28 protein-coding genes and 1 other RNA gene are annotated in these 25,366 nt (G+C 63.4%); 10 read left to right on the top strand and 19 right to left on the bottom strand.

All coding sequences use genetic code 11. From position 1 onward, the window contains the following. Nucleotides 1–92 precede the first annotated feature (92 nt). Nucleotides 93–1,292: an MFS transporter gene (locus tag V3B30_RS16945; RefSeq protein WP_262083875.1), complete on the bottom strand. Its 1,200-nt coding sequence runs from the start codon at nt 1,290–1,292 to the stop codon at nt 93–95. A 72-nt stretch (nt 1,293–1,364) separates the two neighbouring features. Between V3B30_RS16945 and V3B30_RS16940 the strand changes: the two genes are divergently transcribed. Next, nucleotides 1,365–2,162: a helix-turn-helix transcriptional regulator gene (locus V3B30_RS16940; protein ID WP_262083876.1), complete on the top strand. Its 798-nt coding sequence runs from the start codon at nt 1,365–1,367 to the stop codon at nt 2,160–2,162. Between the two features lie 100 nt (nt 2,163–2,262). On the opposite strand, the gene dnaJ is transcribed toward V3B30_RS16940, so the two are convergent. From dnaJ to hrcA, 4 genes are all read right to left on the bottom strand, one after another. Then, nucleotides 2,263–3,390 (bottom strand): molecular chaperone DnaJ, encoded by a 1,128-nt coding sequence (gene dnaJ, locus V3B30_RS16935; protein ID WP_049434941.1) that lies wholly within the window; start codon nt 3,388–3,390, stop codon nt 2,263–2,265. Nucleotides 3,391–3,544: 154 nt separating this feature from the next. Continuing rightward, on the bottom strand, nt 3,545–5,467 hold the full coding sequence (gene dnaK / locus V3B30_RS16930; protein ID WP_059034049.1) for a molecular chaperone DnaK: 1,923 nt from the start codon (nt 5,465–5,467) through the stop codon (nt 3,545–3,547). A gap of 156 nt (nt 5,468–5,623) precedes the next feature. Beyond that, entirely contained in the window at nt 5,624–6,139 is a 516-nt protein-coding gene (gene grpE / locus V3B30_RS16925; RefSeq protein ID WP_100472000.1) for a nucleotide exchange factor GrpE, read from the bottom strand. Nucleotides 6,140–6,202: 63 nt separating this feature from the next. Next, the gene (gene hrcA, locus V3B30_RS16920; protein ID WP_008266321.1) at nt 6,203–7,267 is read right to left on the bottom strand and encodes a heat-inducible transcriptional repressor HrcA; all 1,065 of its coding nucleotides are present in this window, start codon (nt 7,265–7,267) and stop codon (nt 6,203–6,205) included. Between the two features lie 115 nt (nt 7,268–7,382). Here hrcA and recN point away from each other — a divergent pair, with 115 nt between their 5' ends. After that, complete coding sequence (gene recN / locus V3B30_RS16915) at nt 7,383–9,044, top strand: DNA repair protein RecN (protein ID WP_262083877.1); 1,662 nt, start codon at nt 7,383–7,385, stop codon at nt 9,042–9,044. An 84-nt stretch (nt 9,045–9,128) separates the two neighbouring features. Here the strand turns inward: recN and V3B30_RS16910 are convergent, their stop codons facing one another. Further along, complete coding sequence (locus V3B30_RS16910; protein ID WP_262083878.1) at nt 9,129–10,046, bottom strand: LysR family transcriptional regulator; 918 nt, start codon at nt 10,044–10,046, stop codon at nt 9,129–9,131. A gap of 97 nt (nt 10,047–10,143) precedes the next feature. Here V3B30_RS16910 and V3B30_RS16905 point away from each other — a divergent pair, with 97 nt between their 5' ends. Next, a complete protein-coding gene (locus V3B30_RS16905) occupies nt 10,144–11,409 on the top strand; it encodes an SGNH/GDSL hydrolase family protein (protein ID WP_262083879.1) in 1,266 nt (421 codons plus the stop codon). Nucleotides 11,410–11,472: 63 nt separating this feature from the next. Here V3B30_RS16905 and fur read toward each other — a convergent pair whose 3' ends face one another. After that, nucleotides 11,473–11,880, bottom strand: coding sequence for a ferric iron uptake transcriptional regulator (gene fur, locus V3B30_RS16900; protein ID WP_005409235.1), 408 nt, complete (start codon nt 11,878–11,880; stop codon nt 11,473–11,475). A gap of 103 nt (nt 11,881–11,983) precedes the next feature. Here fur and bamE point away from each other — a divergent pair, with 103 nt between their 5' ends. Beyond that, nucleotides 11,984–12,376: an outer membrane protein assembly factor BamE gene (gene bamE, locus V3B30_RS16895; protein ID WP_005409234.1), complete on the top strand. Its 393-nt coding sequence runs from the start codon at nt 11,984–11,986 to the stop codon at nt 12,374–12,376. Between the two features lie 34 nt (nt 12,377–12,410). On the opposite strand, the gene V3B30_RS16890 is transcribed toward bamE, so the two are convergent. Both V3B30_RS16890 and V3B30_RS16885 read right to left on the bottom strand, forming a co-directional pair. Continuing rightward, the gene (locus V3B30_RS16890) at nt 12,411–12,668 is read right to left on the bottom strand and encodes an RnfH family protein (RefSeq protein ID WP_087922270.1); all 258 of its coding nucleotides are present in this window, start codon (nt 12,666–12,668) and stop codon (nt 12,411–12,413) included. Between the two features lie 3 nt (nt 12,669–12,671). Then, a complete protein-coding gene (locus V3B30_RS16885) occupies nt 12,672–13,097 on the bottom strand; it encodes a type II toxin-antitoxin system RatA family toxin (RefSeq protein WP_087922269.1) in 426 nt (141 codons plus the stop codon). A 57-nt stretch (nt 13,098–13,154) separates the two neighbouring features. On the opposite strand from V3B30_RS16885, the gene smpB reads away from it, so the two are divergent. Further along, nucleotides 13,155–13,658, top strand: coding sequence for an SsrA-binding protein SmpB (gene smpB / locus V3B30_RS16880; RefSeq protein ID WP_005409231.1), 504 nt, complete (start codon nt 13,155–13,157; stop codon nt 13,656–13,658). Further along, entirely contained in the window at nt 13,655–14,086 is a 432-nt protein-coding gene (locus V3B30_RS16875) for a GNAT family N-acetyltransferase (protein WP_100471996.1), read from the top strand. The genes smpB and V3B30_RS16875 overlap by 4 nt, the downstream gene beginning before the upstream one ends. A 28-nt stretch (nt 14,087–14,114) precedes the next feature. Here V3B30_RS16875 and V3B30_RS16870 read toward each other — a convergent pair whose 3' ends face one another. The 4 genes from V3B30_RS16870 to V3B30_RS16855 form a co-directional block, all read right to left on the bottom strand. After that, nucleotides 14,115–14,687, bottom strand: coding sequence for a hypothetical protein (locus V3B30_RS16870; RefSeq protein ID WP_262083880.1), 573 nt, complete (start codon nt 14,685–14,687; stop codon nt 14,115–14,117). Nucleotides 14,688–14,815: 128 nt separating this feature from the next. Next, entirely contained in the window at nt 14,816–15,247 is a 432-nt protein-coding gene (locus V3B30_RS16865) for a GNAT family N-acetyltransferase (protein WP_262083881.1), read from the bottom strand. Between the two features lie 741 nt (nt 15,248–15,988). Further along, nucleotides 15,989–16,867, bottom strand: coding sequence for a hypothetical protein (locus V3B30_RS16860; protein ID WP_262083882.1), 879 nt, complete (start codon nt 16,865–16,867; stop codon nt 15,989–15,991). Beyond that, complete coding sequence (locus V3B30_RS16855; RefSeq protein ID WP_262083883.1) at nt 16,864–17,172, bottom strand: hypothetical protein; 309 nt, start codon at nt 17,170–17,172, stop codon at nt 16,864–16,866. Before V3B30_RS16855 ends, V3B30_RS16860 begins: the two co-directional genes overlap by 4 nt. A gap of 119 nt (nt 17,173–17,291) precedes the next feature. Here V3B30_RS16855 and V3B30_RS16850 point away from each other — a divergent pair, with 119 nt between their 5' ends. From V3B30_RS16850 to V3B30_RS16840, 3 genes are all read left to right on the top strand, one after another. After that, nucleotides 17,292–17,462, top strand: coding sequence for a hypothetical protein (locus V3B30_RS16850; RefSeq protein ID WP_329809759.1), 171 nt, complete (start codon nt 17,292–17,294; stop codon nt 17,460–17,462). A 133-nt stretch (nt 17,463–17,595) separates the two neighbouring features. Beyond that, nucleotides 17,596–17,949, top strand: a transfer-messenger RNA (tmRNA) gene (gene ssrA / locus V3B30_RS16845). A gap of 300 nt (nt 17,950–18,249) precedes the next feature. Further along, nucleotides 18,250–19,674: a site-specific integrase gene (locus tag V3B30_RS16840; RefSeq protein ID WP_329809758.1), complete on the top strand. Its 1,425-nt coding sequence runs from the start codon at nt 18,250–18,252 to the stop codon at nt 19,672–19,674. 485 nt (nt 19,675–20,159) lie between these two features. Here V3B30_RS16840 and V3B30_RS16835 read toward each other — a convergent pair whose 3' ends face one another. The 6 genes from V3B30_RS16835 to V3B30_RS16810 form a co-directional block, all read right to left on the bottom strand. Further along, complete coding sequence (locus V3B30_RS16835; RefSeq protein WP_262083885.1) at nt 20,160–21,731, bottom strand: MobA/MobL family protein; 1,572 nt, start codon at nt 21,729–21,731, stop codon at nt 20,160–20,162. 163 nt (nt 21,732–21,894) lie between these two features. Continuing rightward, nucleotides 21,895–22,479: a Swt1 family HEPN domain-containing protein gene (locus V3B30_RS16830; RefSeq protein WP_262083886.1), complete on the bottom strand. Its 585-nt coding sequence runs from the start codon at nt 22,477–22,479 to the stop codon at nt 21,895–21,897. Further along, entirely contained in the window at nt 22,476–23,153 is a 678-nt protein-coding gene (locus tag V3B30_RS16825; RefSeq protein WP_262083887.1) for a DUF5343 domain-containing protein, read from the bottom strand. Before V3B30_RS16825 ends, V3B30_RS16830 begins: the two co-directional genes overlap by 4 nt. Before the next feature lie 430 nt (nt 23,154–23,583). After that, nucleotides 23,584–24,105 (bottom strand): hypothetical protein, encoded by a 522-nt coding sequence (locus tag V3B30_RS16820; RefSeq protein WP_262083888.1) that lies wholly within the window; start codon nt 24,103–24,105, stop codon nt 23,584–23,586. A gap of 34 nt (nt 24,106–24,139) precedes the next feature. Further along, entirely contained in the window at nt 24,140–24,439 is a 300-nt protein-coding gene (locus V3B30_RS16815; RefSeq protein WP_208043997.1) for a hypothetical protein, read from the bottom strand. A 13-nt stretch (nt 24,440–24,452) separates the two neighbouring features. Next, on the bottom strand, nt 24,453–24,911 hold the full coding sequence (locus V3B30_RS16810; protein WP_262083889.1) for a hypothetical protein: 459 nt from the start codon (nt 24,909–24,911) through the stop codon (nt 24,453–24,455). Nucleotides 24,912–25,028: 117 nt separating this feature from the next. Between V3B30_RS16810 and V3B30_RS16805 the strand changes: the two genes are divergently transcribed. Beyond that, nucleotides 25,029–25,361, top strand: a complete 333-nt coding sequence (locus tag V3B30_RS16805) for a helix-turn-helix transcriptional regulator (protein ID WP_164222068.1) — start codon at nt 25,029–25,031, stop codon at nt 25,359–25,361. The last annotated feature ends 5 nt before the right edge of the window (nt 25,362–25,366 follow it).

Here is a 25,366-nt window from a genome sequence, read left to right as displayed (position 1 = left end):
CCCCGCCAACCCACGGAAAGCCAGCTTTTGAATTTGACGTTGCCGTGGCTTGCAGCAGGTGCAGGGCTGCAAGCCCTGCAAACCAAAACCCCTCAGTGAGCAGCAGGCCGCGACGGTGGCAGCCACGCCGCAACGACCCCGAGCAGCGGCAGGAACGCGGTCAGCTGGTAGACGTACTCAATGCTGGTCTTGTCCGCCAGCAGGCCCAGCACGGCCGCACCCAGCCCGCCCATGCCGAAGGCGAAGCCGAAGAACAGGCCGGACACCATGCCGATGCGGTGCGGCATCATCTCCTGCGCATACACCACGATGGCCGAGAACGCCGAGGACAGCACAAAGCCGATCAGCACCGCCAGCACCGTGGTCCACAGCAGGTCGGCATGCGGCAGCATCAACGCGAACGGGGCCACGCCGAGGATCGAGGTCCAGATGATCGGCTTGCGGCCGATGCGGTCACCCAGCGGGCCGCCGAGGAAGCCACCGGCTGCGGACGCCACCAGGAACGCGAACAGATGTAGCTGGGCCTGTGCCACCGGAATGCCGAAATGGTGGATCAGGTAGAAGGTGAAGTAGCTGCCGATGCTGGCCATGTAGAAGTACTTGCTGAAGATCAGCACCAGCAGGATCGCCAGCACCTTGGCCACGGTGCGCGGCGGATGCCGCGGCGCCATCGCAGCCGTGCTGACCGGTCGTGGCGTGCCCAGATGCAACGCGTACCAGCGGCCGACATAGGTCAGCAGAGCGATGCCGATCAGGGCGGCGCCGGCAAACCACGATGCGGCATGCTGGCCATACGGCACGATCACCGCCGCGGCGATCAACGGTCCCAGCGCGGTACCGAAGTTGCCGCCAACCTGGAACACCGACTGCGCGAAGCCATGGCGACCGCCCGAGGCCAGCCGCGCGATGCGCGAGGCTTCCGGGTGGAAGATGGCCGAACCAATGCCGACCATCGCCGCAGCCATCAGCACCACCGCGTAGTTCGGTGCGAAGCCCAGCAGCAGCATGCCGCACAGGGTCGAGGCCATGCCGATGGGCAGCGAATACGGCGCCGGGCGACGGTCGGTGGCCATGCCGATCAACGGCTGGAAGATCGACGCGGTGAGCTGGTAGGTCAGCGTGATCAGTCCGATCTGGGTGAAGCTGAGATTGAAGCCGCCCTTGATCACCGGATAGATCGCCAGGATCAGCGACTGCATCATGTCGTTGACGACATGCGAGGTGGAGATGGCGGCCAGCACGCCGGGGGCTACCGGACGCGAGGCCGTTGCGGGAGAAGCCAGGGTCGACATGGACACAGTCAGGTTGGGGGCGAGCCACGCATGCTACGGTGGCCTCTCCCTCCCTTCTGCCGCGTTCGGGTCATGGCCTATCGCAAAAAGGACACTCCCTGCCCGGTCCGCGAGACCGCGCCGTGGAGCGAGGTTCCGGTGCACCGCCCGGTGACCTGCCGCGCCCGGCATTACCCACCCGGCACCCACATCGCGCCCCACCGGCACCGCCGTCACCAGCTGGTGTTCGCCATGTCGGGACTGATGGTGGTGCGTGCGGACGGCGGCCGTTGGGTCGTACCCTCGACCCGCGCGATCTGGGTGCCGGCCGGCATGGCGCATGCGGTGGACTGCATCGCCGAAGTGCACATGCGCAGCCTGTACGTGGAACCCGACTTCGCACCGCAACTGCCGCACGAGGCGTTCGCGGTGCAGGTGGCGCCACTGCTGCGCGAACTGCTGCTGGCTGCCAGCCTGATCGAGACCGCGCATGTGGATGACAGCCGCGATGGCCGCGTGGTACGCCTGCTGCTGGACGAGCTGCACCGCATGGACGTGCTGCCGCTGCACCTGCCCTCGCCCACCGACCCGCGCCTGCAGCGGATCTGCCAGCACATCCAGAAGCATCCCGGCGACGACGCCACGCTGCAGGACTGGGCGCAGGCGCTGCAGGTGGACGTGAAGACCATCCAGCGCCATTTCGCCAGCGAACTGGGCATGACCTTCGGGCAGTGGCGGCAGCAGGCGCGGCTGCTGGCCGCACTGGAACGCCTGGCGGTCGGCGACAAGGTCATCGATGTGGCGCTGGCGACGGGTTACGACAGCCCAAGCGCGTTCACCAGCATGTTCAAGCGGCAGCTGGGGCAGACGCCGGCGGCGTTTTTCCGATGATCCTTTGAACGGCATCCACGCATGGCGTGGAGCTACTGCACCACAAACGACAACGCCGGGCATGGCCCGGCGCTCTCGTTCACCGCTTCCGTCGAAAAACTCAGGACGTCATCCGGTCCCAGAAGCCCTTCACGCCATCCATGAAGGTGGCCGACTTCGGCGAGTGCTTGCGCGCTTCCTCACCGACGAAGGTGGCTTCGAACTGTTCCAGCAGCTTGCGCTGTTCGTTGGTGAGGTTGACCGGGGTCTCCACCACCACGCGGCAGTACAGGTCGCCCTCGCTGCGGCTGCGCACCGAACGTACGCCCTTGCCACGCAGGCGGAACAGCTTGCCGGTCTGGGTCTCGGCCGGGATGCGGATTTCCGCTTCGCCGCCGAGGGTGGCCACGCGCACGGTGTCGCCCAGTGCCGCCTGCGAGATGCGGATCGGCACTTCGCAGTGCAGGTCGTCGCCATCGCGCTGGAAGATCGCATGCTCGCGCACGCGCACTTCCACGTACAGGTCACCCGGCGGCGTACCGGCCGGACCGGCTTCGCCTTCGCCCTGCAGGCGGATGCGGTCGCCGGTATCGACGCCCGCCGGCACCTTCACCGACAGCACCTTGTCTTCCTCGACACGGCCGTTGCCGTGGCAGGTCTTGCAGGGCTTGGCGATGATCTGGCCACGGCCGCCGCAGTTGTGGCAGGCCTGCTGCATGGCGAAGATGCCGCGCTGGATGCGCACCTGGCCGCGGCCATGGCACACATTGCAGGTCTCGACCTTGCCGTCTTCCGAGCCGCTGCCATCGCAGTCGCCACATTCGGCCAGGGTCGGGATCTCGATGCGGCGTTCGACGCCGCGCACCGCTTCTTCCAGGTCCAGTTCCATCACGTAGCCGATGTCGGCGCCGCGACGGGCCTGGCGCGGACCACCGCCGCCACCGCCAAAGATGTTGCCGAAGATATCGCCGAAAATATCGTTCATGTCCGGGCCGCCCGGACCGCCGCCACCGCCCATGCCGTGCTCGAACGCAGCGTGGCCGTGGCTGTCATACATGCGGCGCTTGTTGCCGTCGGACAGCACTTCGTAGGCTTCCTTGCACTCCTTGAAGGAGGCTTCGGCCGCCGCATCACCCGGGTTGCGGTCCGGGTGGAACTTCATCGCGCAGCGACGGTAGGCCTTCTTCAGCTCGTCGTCGGTAGCGGTGCGGGCAACGCCCAGCACTTCGTAGTAATCGCGCTTGCTCATATCGTGAATCTGGTTCCGGAAAGTCGGGATTCGTCAAAGCGGAAGAGCGGAACCAGGTCCGCTCTTGCGTCGGGCGCCCCGACACGCCGGTGGGCGGTCAGGACCCTGATGCGACAACGGGACGCTGATGGCCAGCGTCCCGTGTCGGTCCGGATCAGGACTTCTTGTCGTCCTTGACTTCGGTGAACTCGGCGTCGACCACGTCATCCTGCGCCTTGCCGGCGTTGCCGGCGTCGGCACCCGGGGCACCGCCCTGGTCGGCCGAAGCAGCGGCGAACAGCGACTGGCCGGCTTCCTCCAGCACCTTCGACTTGGCTTCGATCTGCGCCTTGTCGTCACCCTTCATCGCGGTTTCCAGGTCGGCCAGAGCCGCCTCGACCTTGCCGATGACATCGCCGCCGACCTTGCTGCCGTGTTCGGTGATGGCGCTGCGGGTGCCGTGGATCAGGGCGTCGGCCTGGTTGCGGGCCTGCACCAGCTCCTGGAACTTCTTGTCTTCTTCGCGGTTGGCTTCCGCGTCGGCGACCATGCGCGCGATCTCTTCCTCGGACAGGCCCGAACCGGCCTTGATCTCGACCTTCTGTTCCTTGTTGGTCTTCTTGTCCTTGGCCGACACGTGCAGGATGCCGTTGGCGTCGATGTCGAAGGACACTTCCACCTGCGGCAGGCCACGCGGGGCCGGCTCGATGCCGGACAGGTCGAACTTGGCCAGCGACTTGTTGAAGCGGGCCTGTTCGCGCTCACCCTGCAGCACGTGCACGGTCACGGCCGACTGGTTGTCCTCGGCGGTGGAGAACACCTGCGAGGCCTTGGTCGGGATGGTGGTGTTCTTCTCGATGATCTTGGTGAACACGCCGCCCATGGTCTCGATGCCCAGCGACAGCGGGGTCACGTCCAGCAGCAGCACGTCCTTGACGTCGCCGCCGAGCACGCCGCCCTGGATCGCAGCACCCAGTGCCACGGCCTCGTCCGGGTTGACGTCCTTGCGCGGTTCCTTGCCGAAGAACTCGGTCACCGCCTGCTGCACCTTCGGCATGCGGGTCTGGCCACCGACCAGGATCACTTCGCTGATGTCGCTCGAACGCAGGCCGGCATCGTTCAGGGCGACGCGGCACGGCTCGATCGACTTCTTGATCAGGTCGTCCACCAGCGCTTCCAGCTTGGCGCGGGTCAGCTTGATGTTCAGGTGCTTCGGACCCGACGCGTCAGCGGTGACGTACGGCAGGTTCACTTCGGTCTGCTGGGCGCTGGACAGCTCGATCTTGGCGCGCTCGGCGGCGTCCTTCAGGCGCTGCAGGGCCAGCGGATCCTTGCGCAGGTCGATGCCCTGGTCCTTGTTGAATTCTTCAACCAGGTACTCGATGACGCGGTTGTCGAAGTCTTCGCCACCCAGGAAGGTGTCGCCGTTGGTCGCCAGCACTTCGAACTGCTTCTCGCCGTCGACGTTGGCGATCTCGATCACCGAGACGTCGAAGGTGCCGCCGCCCAGGTCGTACACCACGATCTTGCGATCCTTGTTGTCGCCCTTGTCCAGGCCATAGGCCAGCGCAGCCGCGGTCGGCTCGTTGATGATGCGCTTGACGTCCAGGCCGGCGATGCGGCCTGCGTCCTTGGTCGCCTGGCGCTGGCTGTCGTTGAAGTAGGCCGGCACGGTGATGACCGCCTCGGTGACCTTCTCACCGAGGAAGTCCTCGGCGGTCTTCTTCATCTTCTCCAGCACCTTGGCCGAGATTTCCTGCGGGGCCATCTTCTTGCCGTCGCTGGTGGCCACCCAGGCGTCGCCATTGTCATGGGCGAGGATGCTGTACGGGACGTGGGCGATGTCCTTCTGCACTTCGGCGTCGGTGAACTTGCGGCCGATCAGGCGCTTCACCGCGTAGAAGGTGTTCTTCGGGTTGGTGACGGCCTGGCGCTTGGCCGAGGCGCCGACCAGGACTTCGCCGTCCTTGGTGTAGGCGACGATCGACGGGGTGGTGCGATCGCCTTCCGAATTCTCGATGACGCGGGCCTTGCCGCCGTCCATGATCGCCACGCACGAGTTGGTGGTGCCGAGGTCGATACCAATGATCTTGCCCATGGGGGAGACTCCTGAGGATGCTTGTTGGGGTCAGTCCGGCCGTTCGGCCGGTGGATGAATACGATGTGGGGGAGGCTCGTGGAACATTCAAGCCATCTCCCGAACGCTGTGTTCAGCGCTTGGAAAACCTTGCCGGGCATGGCCCGGCACGGCCGATCAATCGGCGGCCACCACCACCAGCGCCGGCCGCAGCAGGCGCTCGTTGAGCAGGTAACCCTTCTGGAACACGGTCACCACGCTGCCCGGGGCAGCGCCCGGGGTCGGCACCTGGCTGATCGCCTGGTGGTGTTCCGGGTTGAACGGCTGGCCGATCGGGTCCAGCAGGACCAGGCCGTTGTCGGCAGCGACCTTCAGCAGCTGCTTGTAGGTCAGCTCCAGGCCCTCGCGCAGCGGATGCGGGTCATCGCCAGCCGCCTTCAGGCCCGCGTCCAGGCTGTCGAATACCGGCAGCAGCTCGCCCAGCAGCTTCTCGTTGGCGAACTTGCGGGCCTGTTCGATGTCACGGGCAACGCGCTTGCGCTGGTTCTCGAGGTCGGCGCGCTCACGCAGCGCATCGGCCTTGATCTGCTCGATTTCGGCGCGCAGGCGCTCCACTTCGTCACTGACGCCGGCCGCAGCCGCTGCATCGGCCGCGCTCTGCTGGGATTCGATATCGGGGTTTTCGTGGTTCATGTCTGGGTCCCTGGCGGTCACAGCCCGCCTCCACCCACCCTAGTGTGGGCGGGATGCTGCGTTTCAAGCGTCGGATGTTCCGGGAGTGCGCCCGGCCGGCGAAAAGGCCGCGCCGAGCACATCGGCGGTGGCCTGGACCAGCGGGATCATGCGGTCGTAGGCCATCCGCTTGGGGCCGATCACGCCCAGCACGCCCAGTACCTGGCCATTGGCGGTGTACGGGGCGGTGACCAGCGAGACGCCCTGCAGCGGCATCATCCCGGTCTCTTCGCCGATGAAGATGCGCACGCCCGGCGCCTGGATGGTCCGCTCCAGCAGCTGAAGGATCTCGCGCTTGCTGGAGAACAGCTCGAACAGCTCGCGCAGGCGCTCCAGGTCGGACAGGTCCTGCACCCCCATCAGCCGGGTCTGGCCGGCCACCAGCATGTCGTCGGCGGCCGGCTGCAGGGCCTGCTCGGCCAGCTCGATGCTGTGCGCCAGCAGCTGCTCCAACTCGGAACGGGCATCGCGCAGCTCCAGCAGCAGGCGGGTGCGGATCTCGGCCATCGGCAGGCCGGCGAAATGGGCATTGAGGTAGTTGGCGACCTGTTCCAGCTGGCCCGGCGCGAATTCCTGCCGGGTCTCGATGACCCGGTTCTGCACCTCGTTGTCGGCAAACACCAGGATGGCCAGCACCCGGCGCCCGTCCAGCGCCACGAAATCGATCTGGCGGAAGGCGAACTGCTCGCGTCGCGGCGCGCTGACCACGCCGACGAAGTGGCTCATCGCCGACAGCAGCTCCGAGGCGCTGCCGAGCAGGGCCTGGGTGCTGCCGCCGCCGGCGAGTTCCTGGCGCAACCGGGCCAGCTCGCCTTCGCCCGGCGGCTGCATCTGCAGCAGGCTGTCGACGAACACCCGGTAACCATGCGCGGTCGGGATGCGCCCGGCCGAGGTATGCGGCGAGGCCAGCAGCCCCAGGTCTTCCAGGTCGCCGAGGATGTTGCGGATGGTGGCCGGGCTGACCTCCAGGCCGGCCACGCGCGCCAGCGTCTGCGAGCCGACCGGCTCACCGTCCTGGATGTAACGCGCAATCAACGTGCGCAGCAGATGGCGCGCACGCGGGGCAAGCTGGTCGGGAGAACCGTGCATGGAATCAACCTGTGAGACACGGACACTAGATAATGGCGGCGCATCACCTTGGCAAGTCATTGGACCTCCCTCGCCCGCGTGCTAGCGTTGCGCGGCTGCTGATACCCCCTTACCCATGCTCAGACATCTTTCGATCAAGGATTTTGCCGTCGTCCGCGCCACCGAACTGGAGTTCGGGCCAGGCATGACCGTGGTTTCAGGCGAGACCGGCGCCGGCAAGTCGCTGATGGTCGACGCGCTGGGCTTCCTGTCCGGCCTGCGCGCCGACAGCGGCGTGGTCCGCCACGGCGCCGCGCGCGCCGAGCTTTCGGCCGAGTTCGCGCTGGACCAGCTGCAGGCCGCGCGCCAGTGGCTGGCCGACAACGAACTGGACGACGAGGAACAATGCCAGCTGCGCCGCGTGATCCGTGCCGACGGCGGTTCACGGGCGTGGATCAATGGCCGCCCGGTGACCCTGGCCCAGCTGGGCGACCTGGCCGCGTTGCTGGTGGAGATCCACGGCCAGCACGAACAGCAGGCCCTGCTGACGCGCCCGTCGCAGCTGGCCCTGTTGGATGCCTATGCCGGCAACGAGAACGAGCGCCGCCAGGTACGCCGCGCCGCCGCGGCCTGGCAGGCGCTGGTCGATGAATCGCTGGCGCTGTCGCAGCAGGGCGACGTCAGTGACCGGATCGGCTTCCTGGAGCACCAGCTGCGCGAACTGGACCGCGAGGACCTGGAACCGGAGTCGATCGTCGCACTCGGTGCCAGCCACCGGCGCCAGGCCCACGCCAGCGCCCTGCTGAGCGCCTGCCAGGCGGCCAGCAACCAGCTCAACGGCGACGACGGCAGTTCCGCGCTGGACCTGCTGCAGCAGGTGCGCCACGAACTGTCGCGCCTGATCGAACACGACCCGCGCCTGGGCGAGGTGGACGGCCTGATCGAGAACGCCTCGATCCAGCTGCACGAAGCCCTGTCGCTGCTGGACCGCGTGCATGACGACCTCGACGCCGATCCGGAACAGTTCGAGGAGAACGAGCGCCGCCTCGGCCGCCTGCATGATCTGGCCCGCAAGCACCACGTGCCGATGGACGAGCTGGGCGCGCAGCGCGAGCGCATGCACGCCGAGGTGGAGCAGCTGCGCGGCGCCGACGAGCGACTGCAGCGCCTGGCTGGCGAGATCGACAAGGCCGCGGCGGCCTGGCGCCTGCAGGCCGAGGTGCTCAGTGAGAGCCGCCGCAAGGCCGCAGCCGAGCTGTCGGCCACCACCACCGGGATCATCGCCGAGCTGGGCATGGGCGGCGGCCAGTTCCTGATCGAGCTGGAACCGCAGGACGCCGGCAAGCCCGACCCGCAGGGTGCCGAGCGCGTGGAATTCCTGGTGGCGGCCAACGCCGGCCAGCCGCCACGCGCCCTGCGCAAGGTGGCCTCGGGTGGCGAACTGTCGCGCATCTCGCTGGCCATCGAAGTAGCCGCGCTGGATCTGGATGCGGTGCCGACCATGGTGTTCGACGAAGTCGACTCCGGCATCGGTGGCGCGGTGGCGGACATCGTCGGCCAGAAGCTGCGCGCCCTTGGCGAGAAGCGCCAGGTGCTGTGCGTGACCCACCTGCCGCAGGTCGCCTCCAAGGGCCATGCCCACTACCGGGTCAGCAAGGCCCCGGTGGAAGGCATGACCCAGAGCGCAGTGGAAAAGCTGGACAGCAAGGCGCGTGAGGAAGAGCTGGCGCGCATGCTCGGCGGCGTGGAAGTGAGCAAGGAAGCGCGCGCCGCCGCCCGCAAGCTGCTGCAGGTCTGACGCCCGCACGCGTTCTTCCACGCATGGCGTGGATCTACAACGCACCCGCGCGGTAGTGCCGGCCGCTGGCCGGCATTACCTGCTTTACCCCAGTGGCCGCGCCAGGTCCACCGTTTCCACCAGGAAATCAAGGAAGGCACGCACCCGCAGCGGCAGGTAGCCGCCCTGCCCCAGGAACACCGCGTGCACCTCTTCAAGGTCACCGGGGTTGGCGTCCTCCAGCACCGGCAGCAAGCGCCCGTCGGCAATATCCTGTTGCACCTGGAATGCTGCCAGCCGCGCCATGCCCAGCCCAGCCAGCACCAGCTGGCGCAGCGCGTCGCCGTTGCTGGCGCGCGCATTGCCACTGGGCAGCAGCATGCGTTCGCGACCGTCCTGCAACAGCGGCCAGCCCTGCATCGCGCGCGCATGGCCGATGTCCAGCCGGTTGTGCGACTGCAGCTCCTCGGCAGTGCGCGGCAACCCGTGCCGCAGCGCGTAGGCGGGCGCAGCCACGATCATCATCCGCGTCGCACCGAGCCGCCGCGCCACCAGGCTGGAGCTCTTCAGCGGGCCGGCCCGCACCGCCACGTCGGTGCGCTGCTCAAGCAGGTCGATCACCTCGTCGTTGAGGGTCAGGTCCACGCCTACCTGCGGGTTGCGCTCCAGGAACGCCGGGAGCAGCGGCAACAGGAAATGCTGGCCGAACGGCACGTTGGAGTTGACCCGCAGCCGTCCGCGCGGCTCGGCATGGGCACTGGCACAACGCTCGGCCTCCTCCAGGTCGGCGAGAACGCGCAGGCCACGTTCGTAGAACGCGCAGCCTTCCGGGGTCAGCTGCAGCTGGCGGGTGGAGCGTTGCAGCAGGCGCGTACCCAGCCGATGCTCCAGCCGGGCCACAAGCTTGCTTACCGCCGAAGGCGTCATGTCCAGGGTGCGGGCCGCAGCGGAAAAACCACCGGTCTCGATCACCCGCACGAACACTTCCAGTTCGCCGGATCGGTTGATGTCGGGTCGCGCCATGTTGGTGAATCCAGTTCACAGGTTATTATCCATGCGCAGTCTAGTTCACAGATGGATGGAGAATCACCATGGCACTCCCTCCTCCCGGGATTGCCCGATGAACCGCTTCAGCCAGCTCACCGCGACCGCCTTGATCGCCCTGTCCAGCGCCGCCAGTGCCGCTCCGGCCCCGCACTGGGTCGCCAGCTGGCAGGCCAGCCCGCAACCGGTCTGGGGCGCCGATTTCCTGTTCCCGACCCTGGTTCCGGCCACCCTGCAGGACCAGACCTTCCGCCAGACTGCGCGCATCAGCCTGGGCGGGCCCCGGCTGCGGGTGCGGCTGAGCAATGCCTACGGCACTCAGCCGCTGCGGATCGGGGCGGCCAGCGTGGCCGCACACGCAGGCGCCTCCCCGCAGCCGCTCAGCTTCGACGGCCAGCCCGGGGTGCTGATCGGCCCCGGTCAGGAACGGTTGAGCGATCCACTGGCGATGGCCACGGAAGACCGCCAGGCGTTGCAGGTCAATGTCTTTGTGCCGGGGCCTATGCCATTGCAGACCTTCCATTGGGAGGGGCGCCAGACCAGCTGGATCGCCAGCGGCAACCAGACCCGCGCGCGCGACCTTCAGGGTGCCAGTTCCACGACCGCACGCCTGTTCCTGACCGGGATCGAGGTCGAGGCCGCCGCCAGCGCGCGCAGTGTGGTGGTGATCGGCGATTCGATCACCGACGGCGCCACCGCCAGCCTCGACCAGGACCAGCGCTGGACCGACCACCTGGCTGCACGCCTGGCACCGCGGGGCGTCGCGGTGGTCAACGCCGGCATCTCCGGCGGCCGGCTGCTGCGCGACGGCATGGGCGAGTCGGTTCTGGCCCGCCTGCAGCGCGACGCACTGGATCAGCCCGGCGTGGCCAGTGTGATCGTGCTGATCGGCATCAACGACATCAGCTGGCCCGGCACCGCCTTTGCCCGCGCGCAGCCCCGGCCCAGCCTGGCCGAACTGCAGGCCGGCTATCGCGCCCTGGCCGAACGGGCCCATCGGCGGGGTCTACGCATCCTCGGCGCCACCCTGACGCCGTTCGCCGGCGCCCTGCCCGGCACGCCGCTGGACGACTACTACCAGCCGGACAAGGAGGCCCTGCGCCAACAGCTCAATGTCTGGCTGCGCAGCGACAGCCCGTTCGACGCGGTGATCGACCTGGATGCGGCGCTGCGCGACCCGGCCGATCCGTCACGGATGGCCGCCGCCTACGACTCCGGCGACCACCTGCATCCGGGCGATGCGGGTAACCGGGCCATGGCCGAGGCGGTGGATCTGGAGGTGGTGATGGGCGCATCCGAAACCCCTGGGGTCAGATCCCTTTCCCCTGGGAAAGGGATCTGACCCCACCCAACGAAAAACCCCGGGCAAGCCCGGGGTTTGGTCGCATCCAGCTGGCTGGAACGCTTACTTGCGCTTCTTGCGCACGTACAGCACCAGCGAATGCTCTTCCAGCTCGTAACCGTGGTCGGCTGCGATCTTGCGCTGCAGCTCCTCGATCTCGTGGCTTTCGAACTCGATGATCTTGCCGCTGTCGACGTCGACCATGTGATCGTGATGGCCACCACGGTCCAGCTCGTAGACGGCCTGGCCACCTTCGAAATTGTGCTTGAGCACGAGGCCGGCGGCCTCGAACTGGGTCAGCACCCGGTACACCGTGGCCAGGCCGATCTCGTCGCCATGCTCCAGCAGCTGGCGGTAGATGTCTTCGGCGGTCATGTGGTGCTGGGCATTGCGCTGCTCGAGCAGCGCCAGGATCCGCATCCGCGGATGGGTCACCTTCAGGCCGACTTTACGCAGGTCGTGGGTTTCCATAGGTCTCCGTTCATTGGCGATTTAGCGCCAGCTGCCTCGGATTGGGTCGCGGTGGCACGCCGGGAGTGTATCATCGGTTTGATTTCCCCAACCGCCAGTCCCGATGCGCAATCTCCTGTTGGTCGCCGCCGTCGCCCTGTCCACCACCGGGTGCGGCATCATCTACAAGCAACCCATCTATCAGGGCAACCTGATCCGGGAAGATGCCGTGGCCAAGCTGCAGGTCGGGCAGAGCAAGCAGCAGGTCACCGCGCTGCTGGGCACCCCGTCCATTCCCGACCCGTTCCATGCCCAACGCTGGGACTACACCTCCAGCCAGCGCGTGAACCGCCTCGGCCGTACCGAAGTGAAGAACTTCGTGGTGTTCTTCGAGAACGACACCGTGACCCGTTGGGAAGGTGACTACTTCCCGGGCAACGACAAGGCCCTGGCCCAGCAGACGGTGCGCCAGTTCGGCCGCAACCTGCCGAAGGACAAGAAGAAGAAGGGCCGCTGAGCCCCTGCCCGTCCGCAAGGACGGGTTGCCGGGATCAACCGCCGAGCGCGCGACGCCGGCGGTTGTCTTTGGGGTCGGCCAGCAACGGGCGCAGCAGCTCGATGCGGTCACCCTCCAGCAGCACCTGCTGTGGACGTGCCAGCACGCCATGCACGGCTGCAGCCGGACAGTCAGCACTGCCTTCCAATGCAGCAGCGGCGATGGCGTCGGCCACGGTCGCCCCCTCTTCCAGCTGCAAGCGGCGCGCCAACACGCGCTGCGGCCAGGCCAGCACTACCTCGACCTCGATCATCGCTCAGGCCTCGTCGGCGACGCGGACGAAATCGTTGACCATCCGATCGGCCAGTCCCTGGAAGCCGATCGCCAGGGCCGGACCGAGCAGGCGCGAGCTGGGTTCGAACTCCAAGGTGAGGGTGACCTTGCAGGCATCCTCGGCCAGCGCATGGAATTCCCAGCGGCCGTGCAGCTGCTTGAACGGGCCATCGCGCAGCTGCATGTCGATGCTGTGCGGGCGCTGCAGGGTGTTCTCGGTCTGGAACCAGGTGCTGAACGAGCCCAGGCCCAGGTCCAGGCGTGCCACCAGGCGGTCCTCGCCCTGCTCCAGGATCTGGGCAGCCGAGCACCAGCGGAAGCGGCGCGGATAGGCCTGGACGTCGTTGACCAGGTCGAACATGCGTGCGGCCGAGTGTTCGACCAGGGCGCTGCGGCGGATAGTAGGCATGAATACAGGACGTTTCGGCAATCGACCGGGCGGGCCCGAATCGGAGACAATACGGAAATGAGCAAGAACAGCGGCAAGGATAAAGCAAAGAGCGCGACGGCCAACAAAACCATCGCGTTGAACAAGCGTGCCCGCCACGAGTACCACATCGAAGAGCGCTTCGAGGCCGGCCTGGCCCTGCAGGGCTGGGAGGTGAAGTCGATCCGCGCCGGCCGCGGCAACATCATCGACGCCTACGCCTATGTGAAGCACGGCGAGATCTTCCTGATCGGCGCGCAGATCACGCCGTTGATCCAGGCCTCGACCCACGTGGTGGCCAATGACCGGCGCGAGCGCAAGCTGCTGCTGCACCGGAGCGAGATCGACAAGCTGGTCGGCAAGGTCGAGCGCGATGGCTACACGATCGTGCCCACCGCGATGTACTGGAGCAAGAACAAGATCAAGCTGGAAGTGGCGCTGGCCAAGGGCAAGCAGACCCACGACAAGCGCGATGCCGCCAAGGACCGCGACTGGGCGATCGAGAAGCAGCGTGTGATGCGTCGCGGCAACCGCGACGCATGACCACCCCCATCGGCGCCATGGTGACTGCCAGCGCCGATGAAACGCGCACGTTGTGCGCGCGCCTGCTGGCCTTCAACCAGGCCCACGGCGGCGATGCGTTCGATGAGATTCCAATCCGCCTGGCCTGGCATGACCAGCACGGCGCGCTGCGCGGTGGCGTGCTGGCGGATGTCTGTGCCGGCTGGCTGCAGGTGCACGTGCTGTGGGTGGATCCGGAACTGCGCGGGCAAGGCATCGGCCAGTGGCTGCTGGCGGAGGCAGAAGCCACCGCACGCCAGCAGGGCGCCCTCAACGTGATGCTGGACACCTTCGACTGGCAGGCAGAAGCCTTCTACCTGCGGCAGGGCTACACCGTCTATGGGCGGCTGCCCGATTGCCCACCCGGGCACGAGCGCATCTACCTGCGCAAACAGCTGCCAGTCTCGTAATCGCGACGGCGCTGGAGCTGCCTGCCGGTCAGCCTGCCAGCACGCCCTGCCCGCGCATGCGTGGTGCCAGCGCCGCGTGCATCACGGCCAGGTGCATCACCACCGCCAGTTCCGGCGCATGACGGTCATCGCCGGCGCGCCACCGCTGCGCCATCCGGGCCGCGTCGGCCGGCAACAGGGCCAGCAGCTGGGCGTCATCCAGCGAATCGGCAGCGCCCTGCAACTGCCGCGCCAGCTGCCGCGACTGCCAGACATGCACACCGATGCTGAGACTGGCCAGCGACATCAGGACCACGGCCAGGCCGTGTTCAAACCACTGCGACAGCACCTCTGGCCCCCACAGCAGGGCCGCCATCACTGCCAGTGCCGGTAGGCGCCAACCCAGCCAGTGGGTACGGCCGCGCTGCGGCCAATGCACCACCACCGCACTGGCCACCAGGGCCGCGGCCGCCGTGGCCGGCAGCTCGCTCAACCAGGTGGCCGCCAGCAACACGCCCAGCACGGCCCAGACCCAGCCGGGGGGCAGGGCCCGCCGCTGGTAGTCGGCCCCGACGGGTCCGACCAGCTGTCGCAGGCTGCGTTGTTGGCTTGCCTCGGTCACCCACAGTCTCCGTGTCTGTCCTGGTTCGGATGGTGGTCTTCAGTGTGTCGCAAATTCGTGCCAATGAAGTTACCAATCCGCTATGGCCAACGCACTGCAACACGTTGCAAATTGACCGCCCGCGCGGTTCACGCCCGCGTCAGATCCTTGCTGAGGAAAATCCTGCGCGTCCCCGGCGGATCGCATGGCACTTCACCGAGCACGGCCCATCCCTGTTTCACATAGAAGTCCGGCGCCTGGAAACTGATGGTGTAGAGCACTCCGGAACGACAACCGCGCCGGCGCGCCTCATCTTCCGCAGCCTTCAGCACGCGCGAGCCCAGCCCGTTGCCGCGATATGCCGGTGGTAGATGAAACAGATCCACGAACCACAGGCCCAGCGAAGTCCGCCCGGTAAGGCCTCCCACCACCCTGCCACTGGCTGGATCGGTGACCAGTACCGCCAGCGTGCGTCGATCTGCATACCCGGCGGCGTCCAGATTGAACTGGTCCAGGCCACTGCCGATCAGGTCCAGCGCCTCGTCGCTGGGCTCATCCGTTACGGCGATTTCAAGCGACATGGCTTCCTTCCATAAAGCTGCAGATCGGAAGTCTCGATGCTATCACCCGTGCTCGCGCCGCCCGCAGCATCCAACGCTGATGCACCTCCAGTGAGGGGCCCTACGCCCTCCCACCGACGCGCGCGGGGAATCAGCAGCCGCGACAGCGCCTGCCTACAGTGCCAGGCCACTCACGGCCAGCAACCCTATCCATCGCAATCGCGTCCTGCCGGAACTGATGAAAACGGCCATCGGGCAATCCTGGGGAAGCCCCCCCCGGATTCGAACGTGTCGACCAGGCACGGCAGGGCGCCAAGTGGCACGCAGCCGTGGAGGACGACCTGCCGCGAGGCAGGGGATACATTGTCACCTCAATCCCGGACCATACGCGGCTGTCCAAAAAGATTGCCGCATCATTCGCATTGTCGGGCAGGCCCTGCCGGTGGCGACACGGAATTGGCCATGTACCTTGCAGCTCTGTAGAAACCGGGGGGCATTCTCCCTGTCACGCCATTCGCGCCGCTTTCCAGTACACAGAGATAATTAAACCCATCAATTTTTTAGTTTGATGGGCTTTTTCGTTCATGACTGCCGCATGGTCAGGAATGGGCATAGATTGGCAGCAAGTTGCCAGCTTTCCTGCCAGCTTTTGAAGCTGGCAAAGCTGCCTGAACGATTTGACGAACTGATCAAATCAGCAGATTCAGCAAACCAAAAGGGGCGGGCCAGTTGACCCGTCCCTTCCAGCACCCGCGTCCTCGACTAGCCTGCAGAATTAGCGACGAGCTCGGACCTCACCTCAAGCAATCTCGCGTACAGCCGATCAGCGAGATCAAGCCTGGCCTCGGGTTGGGTGCGTGCAAACACTTCAGTGACCGTCATCCCAGGCGTGCAGATTCCGTACGAGGCGCATTCAACCATCGAGGTCATGCCTCCAGCGCCGCAACCACCTGACAGATCACAAGCCAGCCTCTGGGACGCTAGCCACTGCGCCACACGCAGCATTGAACGCTCCTGCGGGTTTTGAGCAACCTCAACCCCGAACGCCCAAGTTCCTGACGCCAAAGCGGCCGCAGCGTTATAGACAGCGTCTGGATTCTGCGACTTGAGAACGATGTCTTGGGCAGCAATGGCCGTATCCCGTTCAAGAGGCACGCTGCTTGCCAACTCGCGAGCTATTACGACGTCGCTATCCGGATACTTCAATAGCTCCAATGCAAATTCATTCGAGCTGCCGGAGAAGTCCGAACAAAACGTCTTGGTGTACTGGGCATACGTTCTACTGGCCTCGTCCGTGCGCTTGCCCAACCGTCCCTCCCTCGCGCCCTCACAGATCTGAGCTGCTGTCAGAAGATATTGCGCGCGCTGGGCCGGAGCGATGCTGCCTGACTTGAGCCTATCAAGTAGCTGACCAAACCGCTCAACTCCATCAAGCGGACCACGCTCCCCGACCTTGCCTGGAAGTGACCGTGTGCTTTCCAGCGTCATCACGTCTCGCTGCGTACCTGAATGGGTAGCCTCGCGCGCTGGCGCATCGCCGCCCACCAAGCGGGTATCGGCTTGACCTGACCGGTATACAACTCCACCAATAATCGAAGCAACTACGACCAGAGAGGCCGCGCCAATGATCTTTGTTTTCATTTTCCGCACTCCGAGATTTCTGACATCTGCAAGGAGCTAGTTGCGTTGGTGCGCCAGAACTTCTGGCTTTCGCCCGTCGCCATCAGCTTCAACGTATACGTATCCTTGGCATCCTTAATGGCCGCCAATGGCTTCTTGATCACGACCACCTGCATCGCCCGTTGGCGAAGAATAGGTTCGTCACTACAGCCAAGGGTGTATTCCCGCACCTCTTTCTTGATGAGGTTTAGCCGCACATTGGGGTAGCCCGGCACCGTGACCCATACCCCGCCGCCATCAGTTCCGCCACCGTCACCTCCGCCCACTTCTCCTTGGCCACCTCCGCCGCCCCCCCTCCACCGCCACCGGATCCCTCATCGATCCAACATACGGCTTGCGGAACTCCATTTACATAGCCGATCCCGCATGTCAGTGCGAGAACGTCATGTGGGTGGCCAGGCAGATGGGGCACCGCGACTGGACGATCACCGCCAAGAAGTACGGCCGGTGGATCCCTTCAATGGTCCCCGATGCCGGCGCCAAGGCCGCGGCGGTCTGGAAGCCGCTGACCGCACCCCTGCCGCGCAGCCTGCTGCTGGACGGCAGCGGCGACTGAACGGATCCGGCGCCAGCCCTGGCCGCGCGTGACTGTTCAGGAAGATTGCCGTAACATTCGCATCGTTAGGCGGGTTCTTGGTCAACATTTGGTCAACCAAGGGCCTGAAAGCCTTGCAATACTTGAAGAAACCGGGGGTGCATTGGTTTCGACGGGGGTTGTGAAGTCGCCTGGCGCATGCCGAGGGGGTAGCTTTCCTCGTAAATCCAGCTGCAAAACTCTAGTTGCCAACGACGACAACTACGCTCTGGCCGCTTAAGGCCTAAGCCTCGAAACCGCTTGTGTCCATGCTCGCGGTGTAGAGTCACTATCATGGAATCGCGCTGGATGGCTGCCTGTCAGTCCGGCACTAGAACACAACAGGCTGGTTCCCGGATGCGCTTTGCGCACCGTGCTGTTCGGGGACGAGATCCAACGGTGAGCTAAGCATGTAGTGCTGGGGATGGAGTGCCTTCGGACGGCGGTTCAATTCCGCCCACCTCCACCATCTGTAAGCAGTTCAGCTGTATCTTGCTGATTCTGTTGGGTTTTGGCAGGGCGCGATACCGAAAAACGATCTTTCCAAAAGGATCTTTTGAGGTATCGCCCCTTGCCTAAGCCCTATCTTCTACGCCGACCTAACGGACTTCATGTCCGCTTTCTTGTTCCTGTAGACCTGCGTGAGGCTATCGGCTCACGCTTCTTGGTCCGCCGCCTTCCCCCGTCCGCTGTTGACCTTGCCCGCCTCGTCGCGGCCCGCGTGGCTGTGGCACTCTCCGAAGCATTCGAGCGCTGGAGGGTTAGCCGCATGGATGACAAGGATAGAGAGGACCTGCTGAAAGTCGTCAACGGCTCCATCAACCAGTGGACCGGAAACATCCAGCTGCCGAATGGGACCAGGCTCACCGGTCTGAACGTCAATGGGCGAGAAGATGCTCAAGCACTTCTGGAAACGATCAGAGGCTTGGCGTTGCCTGGGCTCTCGGATGTAGGACTGCCCAATCGAACCACCCACGCAGATTTCACGCTATCCGACCGCATCGCCCTGTATCTGGCGGACCTGAGGAATGCCAAGACCTCTCCCGGCAATCTTCTAGATAGTGAGAACACCCTCATCATCTTCCAGGAAGTTGCAGGACCTGACCTGCTGATGTCGAAGGTCGGGGAAGCTCAAGTCAGAGCGTTTCTGACAGGACTCCATGACTGGCCAAGCAATGCCAGGAAGAAGAGTGACTACAAAGAGCTGACTGCACCACAGATCATCGCCAAGGTCAGGCAGCAGAGAGATAAGGGCATCGTTGTTTCTGGCCTCTCAGATCGGACCCTCGGAAAGCACCGAGACCGCCTTGCCAGCTTCTTTAACGCCCAAGTGGCCAGCGGCATCATCGCGCGCTCGCCCTTGGACGGGATCAAAAGGCAGAACTCGGCACAATCAGTGGCAGCCCTGCCCCGCCGCCAGTTCACGATTGAAGAGATCAACAAGATCTTTGACCCTGAGAATTTCCTGCCTTGGGCTAAAGGGCGCCCTGATCGCTACTGGGGCGTGCTGCTGGCGGCAGGCACCGGGGCCCGGGTCAACGAAGTTGGCCAGCTTTATGCGGAAGATGTTGCAGAAGTGAACGGCATCTGGGGGATCCACATCCGTGCCGTCCATCGCGACCAGAAGCTGAAGAACGCCAACTCGCTGCGCTTCATTCCACTACATCCCCGCCTCTTGGATGCTGGAATTCTCACCTATGCCCGCGATGTAATGGATGCAGGCCATGAGCGTCTGTTTCCTCACCTGCCTTGGCACAAGAAAGCAGGCTACGGGGATGCCCTCGGAGATCAGTTCCGCGCCTATCTTGTTGGCTTGGGCATGATGCAGCCCGGCATGGGCTTCCACTCGTTCCGACATACTGCGAGCACCCGGCTTCTCTATGCGGGGGTGCTTAGCTCTATTGCCGCTGCCATTACGGGGCACAAGGCGCATATGCCCGGCGAGCTCGGAACCTACGTAGATGTGCCCACGCTCCGATCGCGCGCAGACGCGGTAGCGCTTCTCCCCGTTCCCGAAGGTCTGCCGGTCTATCAGCCGGGAGAGGCAGCGCAGTCTCTCAGGCAAGCGCAACTCAGAGCGAAGCGGAGGGCGGTCAATGCAGCTGCACGTGAACGAAAAGCGGTCGCTCTTGCCAAAAGCGCGCACTCAACGACGCCAGCAAGTCGCGTGAGGAAGCCATCAAAGGCGTCGTAGCACCCGGGGAATCGAGGCGACAATGATTAGGCAACGCCATCAACCGCTCTTGGCGCTCAAGATTCGGGGCCGGAGCCTTGCGATCAACGCAAATGGTGGTTTTATGGAAGCTCCCCCACGTTAGGAGCTTCATATGCCCTTAGAAAGAAAGCTAGCTATCGCTAGTCGAGTGCTATGCCCTTTGATTGCCCAAGACCGGACACGAGACACCCAGGATCGCATAGAGGACATCATCCATGCCCTCGAAATCGCCGACGAGCTGATCAACCGATGCATGCACCCCAAGCCTCCTGCTGACGACCACACACTGAAACCTGCTGTTAGGGTCAGAGAAGCCGTGGTAGAACGCGACCAGGTGCAGCTCAGCGACATGATTTCAGAGCGCCGTGGCGCAGTGTCTAAGCCCACTCGCGGACCTACCTACCACTGAGTCTTCGAAACGAGGTTGGCTGAAGCCCCGGCTCGCCGGGGCCTTCGCTTGTCGGTCAGTGCAACCGGGCACCAGGCTCCTTGCTCTGCTTCATTGCCAGCAAGGCATCAGCAGGAATAGTCGCTGCGGGAGCGTCAGTGGGCGCGTCCACCAACACCGGATATCTCCGAAGCAACACTTCACTCCAGTTTTCCAGCTGTGAGAGGGACTCATCTGTCTGACGGTTGTAGTCTTCCTGAGCCTTAGGGCCAGTGGCTTCGTGAGAGCGTTGATACTCCTCGCGCCCCAGCTCGACAGCCCTGACACGGCGCGCCCGACGCCGCGACCAGTCTGAGCGATTCAGGATCCCTGGACGTGGGTTCTGGCTTTCGAAGCTCTCCAAGGCAAATTCTGCTTGGGCCAATACGCGCTGGGCACGGTCTTCAGCTTTCAGCCTACGCTTGAAGCGCAGTGCGTCCCGCTTCAACTTCTTCAGTCTTACGAGCAGCTCTTCCAAGTCCCCACGGAGCCTGGGCGCTGCGACATGAGTGGATATCAGAGCAGCACTGCTGCGGAGCAACCTGCGCGTAAATCTAAGCCGATCTCGCAGCGCCTCAATCCACGCCTCGGCCCACATCTCCAACACTTCCTTCAGGGCCTGCTTGGATGGTGTGGCCTGAGGTTGCCGCGCCCCTTCATCGGCAACCGCCTCAACCGGCATGACTTCCCTGGCCACGTTACCCAGACGAATCTCTCCACCAGGAGACAGCATTGGTTGCGTGGCGGGGCCCAGTGGAACCTGGCGCGAGCCAACCGGCACGGCTTGATCGGATGCGGGTTCCATCAACCTGCCCTGCTCTGCCAGGTCAGCGACGGCACGATCCCAAGCAGCATTGTTATCGCGAGCGATTCCGTCATTGCCCTGCTTAAGATCGGTATCCATACCTCGGCGATGCAAGGCAGTGGCGTCTTTGCCCATGTGAAGTCCTGGAGCACGGGAAAGCTCCGCTGCCGTAAGCTCATCCCCTTGCTCTGCAGCCTGAGCGGCCTGATCTTTTAAGCTGCGGTGATCGACACGTGCCGAGACACCGGCTGCGGCCAGGTGAGCATTGATGGCTTCACCCACCATCGCGCGGATCCATTCGACTTCTCCTCGACCCGAAGGGCCGCCGTCTAATTCTCTGGTCTTGTCCTTCAGCCCCTCTGCGTCCACCCGCCTAGTCGTAGCCAAGATGTGGACGTGATAGTTAAGGCCATCTGCCGTTTGCGGCTCATGGACGCTGGATTGGACAGCGAACCTGTAACGCTGGACCAGACAGCGCGATATTTCGGCTGCCAGGTCTGAACGCTGCTCATTGCTCAATTCGTGTGGCAAGGCCACCTCGAACTCTCTAGCGACCGTGGCATCTTTTCGGCGCTCCGAAGCCTCGGCTGCAGGCCAGAGTTGTCGGGGGTCGAAAGCCCAGTCGGGAGCGTCGTCGGGAGCGAGGCAACGGGTCTCAACGACCCCGCCGCGCTTTCGGTAATCGTGTCGAAGCCCCGTTCGCTCATCGATGATGAGCAGCCCCGCCCTGTAGGCAGCGGCGGCGGTGGATGCGTGCCCCTGGGCACGGCTGAAGGTCTTTACTCTTGTGTGATAGATGGCCATTGATGCTCCTTGTTCTGGCCCCCGCACTTGCCTTTATGCCTACGATTTAGGCTTTGGCAAGCGCTTTTCCAGGGGGTCAAGGGGCACAGCCTCTTGCGCACGCATTGCCCGCAGGGCAATGCCTAAGTGCGCTCTTGCTTCAAAGAGAGCGGAGCCAAAAACCTCAGTTTCGAGGCCCCTCTAGCACCCGGAACCAATCCCTTATAGCCAACTTCAGCCTATCGACCTCATCCTCAGCCAGCACCCCACAGTGAGCAATGGTGCCTCGTAGCATGTTTAACCCCGCCATTACTCGGCTCACGGCCTGCTGGTTGCTAAGCATGCCAGCAAAATCCGTCCAGTTTTCGCGAATAATGTCACCAAGCTGGCCGAATGTCGTGTAATCAATATTATCGTCAGATCGACTTGTAACAGCCGCACTAGCTTCCCGAGTACGATTCTTCCGAACCTCATCCAGTACACCTTGTGGCACATTCGTATCCCACCACCCTTGACCGTGAGCAGCCTCCATGGTGTCCACAATAAGTCGTCGAATGTCGTTTTCCAGCAGGTAAAAGAGCTCGTAGTAGCGAGACATCCTAGACGCATTCATCCTATTTCTAGAATCGAACTGGCGTATAAACGGCTCCAACCTATCGTCAGCCTCAATTGGTGGATGGTTCATATTGACGGAAGCCGCTTCCGAATTCAATCCAGCCTGGATCACGGCACACTTCAACACAAACAACTCAACAGTGTGCTCGCTCATGACAGGAGATTCGCCTTTAGACTTCTAAATATTACGTTATACACCTCAACATTCGTTGTTTCAGGCAACACCACATTAATATTGTAGGCCAACTGCATTGACCTCGAAGCAGTAAGAGATGATGTCAAAGACGAAGAAACCTCTCTATCTCCAACTTCCTGCTCAGCTTCAGGCGTCGATTCCTCACGATATCCTTTACAGAACTCTTGAAACACCTGAAATGTATTAGTTATATATCTTACAACCCCGTCCTTCTTAGGCAGCCCCGTAACCGCAACAACAATATCAGCTAGCGCGGCCTCATCAGTACGATGCGCATACTGATTTCTTCTAAATATCTCTGAAAATCCATTCTTCATAGCTTGAATTGCTGCGGCGGGACGACCTGCTTCAGTTTGAAACTGAGAGTAAAGCTCAGTGGGCGCACCTGACTGATTCAACAAACCAGCAGCTTTGAGAATCGGAACAATAGGCCTAGCCGCACCTCCAGATGCACCAAGAACGGTAGCCAAGAAATCGGTATTGAATACACCCGGCTTCTCAGAATGAGGTATTTTCTCAAGCACTCGCTTGAGTACCCCTGGACTTGAGGTGTAAGGAAGCCCACCAGGAATTTTTCGCCTCGCAGCCTTTTCTTTCTCGGGAGCAGCGGAAGCAGCAGAATCAGAAGCCATAGCAATCATCCCCCTCATGAAAATTCTTAGAAACCATCACAACCCGGTCGGCCGGTTCAAAAAAACTAGCTGCCCGCCAGCACCGGGATGCATCTCTAGTGAAATTATCATTAGGTCACTACGCACGGCAAGCTAGCGCAAGATCGCAGTGTGTTGCCGTGCCCAGTGGTCTCGGAGAGGCAGCCAGCCCTGCCCCGCGATTGCGGTCTGCCGCCAAGAATTGCCCCCTCGGCATGATAATGGAGTTCCGATTCGCCTGAGGTCGACGCACGGCTACGCCCAAGAGTTGTAGCTAGTGGGCAAATCCTTCAGTGGGTGATGCCCAAGGAAGGCATACGGATAAGAGCTGGCGGCTCATCTGCGGACCAACTCAGCTAGCAGCTCGTCTAGCACCCCCAGAGCAGCCGCTCAGCGAGTCCGATCATTTAGGCTAAGTAAGCCAAGCCCTCATCCTGGCGAACCACTCTTCCCTTTCGGCCTCGTTGACAGATGTGCTTTTGAGCCAACGATCAGAGTGGCGCACGAAAGGAACCAGCCAGAGCGGGTGAACAACGTCCCGCACCTGGACTTCTAGGCGATGAGTGACTACGCCTTTGTAGTTGTATTCCCCAGTGCGGATGGCGAGCACTTCAGACCGCCTCAGATAGCGCTCGCCCTTCACGGGGTCTCGAAACCAGATAGTGTCCCTGCCAACGTCCAAGGCAATGTGATCATGGGATACCGTGGGCTCGAACTCTTCAGGCCTATGCTTCTTCAGTTTGGGCGTTCGGCGACGGAACAGCCACGGCAAGCCCCACAGCAGCGCAAGGGGCCAAAAGACCAGCTGTCCAAACAGCATCAGCCCGAAGACTGCTCCGTCAGCCGTCGTGCCGTCTTCGAACACGGCACCGCACAGCCACCAAAGCGTGAGACCGGTGATGATCCAGCGGATTACCTTGAACAAGGTCCACATACAAGCTTCCTAGCTTTGGTTTGCGGGCTTGAATTCAGCGACGGTCTACAACAGTCCAGTTGCCGCCAACTTTGTCGATAACGAACGTGCCAACGAGCTGCTGCTGCTCAATGCGAGTGCCGATCTGGTAGCGGGCCGTTCCAGTGACACTGCACGCGTAACCGGGACTGTCCCCACGCACGCAGTCTCCTACCTTCAAGTGCTCAAACGTCATCGTCGTTCCCGTCGCTTCCTTGAAATACACCGTCAGCGCCTTCTCAACATCGCCACTACCAGGACCACCAGAGCAAGCAGCCAGCAGCGCAGCGGCGGAAACCATCCAAAGCTTCTTCATATGTGTTCCTCGATCAGTCGATGAGTAGGCAGTGATTGCCGGGATTCGTTGCAGTGCCAGGCAGGACTTCGCTATCGATCACTGACCCGGCCTTGTTGATGACCACGACGATCTGGCTAGGCCGGGCGGACGAGTCCTCCTCACGCTCACCGAGGTAAGCCAAGGCAACGACTCCCCCGAAGTCGTAGACCTTGCCGAAGCCAACCACGCTATGCGCTTCCGGAGGCAGCAGAATGGGCTTGCCATCCAGCTTGATAGCGCGCTTGTAGTCCCGGCCTTCTCCAGGGTCGATGCGGCCGATCCTGGTTCGGATGGGGCCAGTTGGCGTTGCGGAGCCATGACCCGTGGCCCAGATGAAAGCGGAGACCTTGGGCTTTCCTCCCCCACCCGCCTTGAACTGGCCGCTCTGCAGCTGGCACGACAGGCTGGGCGCTGCCCCAGCAGAAGCAGCGCACGCCAGGAGACCCACCACTGCCCAGCACCTCATATCCATACGACAGCCTCCAAGTTCAATTTTGCGTTGAACGCAAATGACCGGCTAAGCTTATGCGGTCAAACTCTGGAGAGTCAACGTGTTTGTTTCTGCCGGATGCCCGCTCCTCAGCCCACGCCCACAGCCCTCGGTCATCGCCTACGCGCAGCACGCGTCGCCAAAGGCTGGACCCAAGCTCAGCTAGGCGAAATGCTCATGGGTGTGGATGACTCAAACACGACGGCGCCTCGAATCAGCCGATATGAACGAGGGATGCACAAGCCAGACCTGGAGACCATCGAGAAGCTCGCGGAGCTTCTGGACCTTCCTGCGGCCTACTTCGTGGCGGCATCGGATGTTGTGGCTGAGGCAATCCTAGTGCTATCGCAACTAGACGGTCCCAAACAAGCAAAGGCCTTGCAACTGTTGAAGGCTCTAGCGAATAAGTAAGCCGC

Origin of the sequence: Stenotrophomonas sp. SMYL41 (genome assembly GCF_036319965.1) — a bacterium.
GTDB lineage: Bacteria > Pseudomonadota > Gammaproteobacteria > Xanthomonadales > Xanthomonadaceae > Stenotrophomonas > Stenotrophomonas maltophilia_R.
This window is presented reverse-complemented; position numbering and strand designations above follow the sequence as displayed.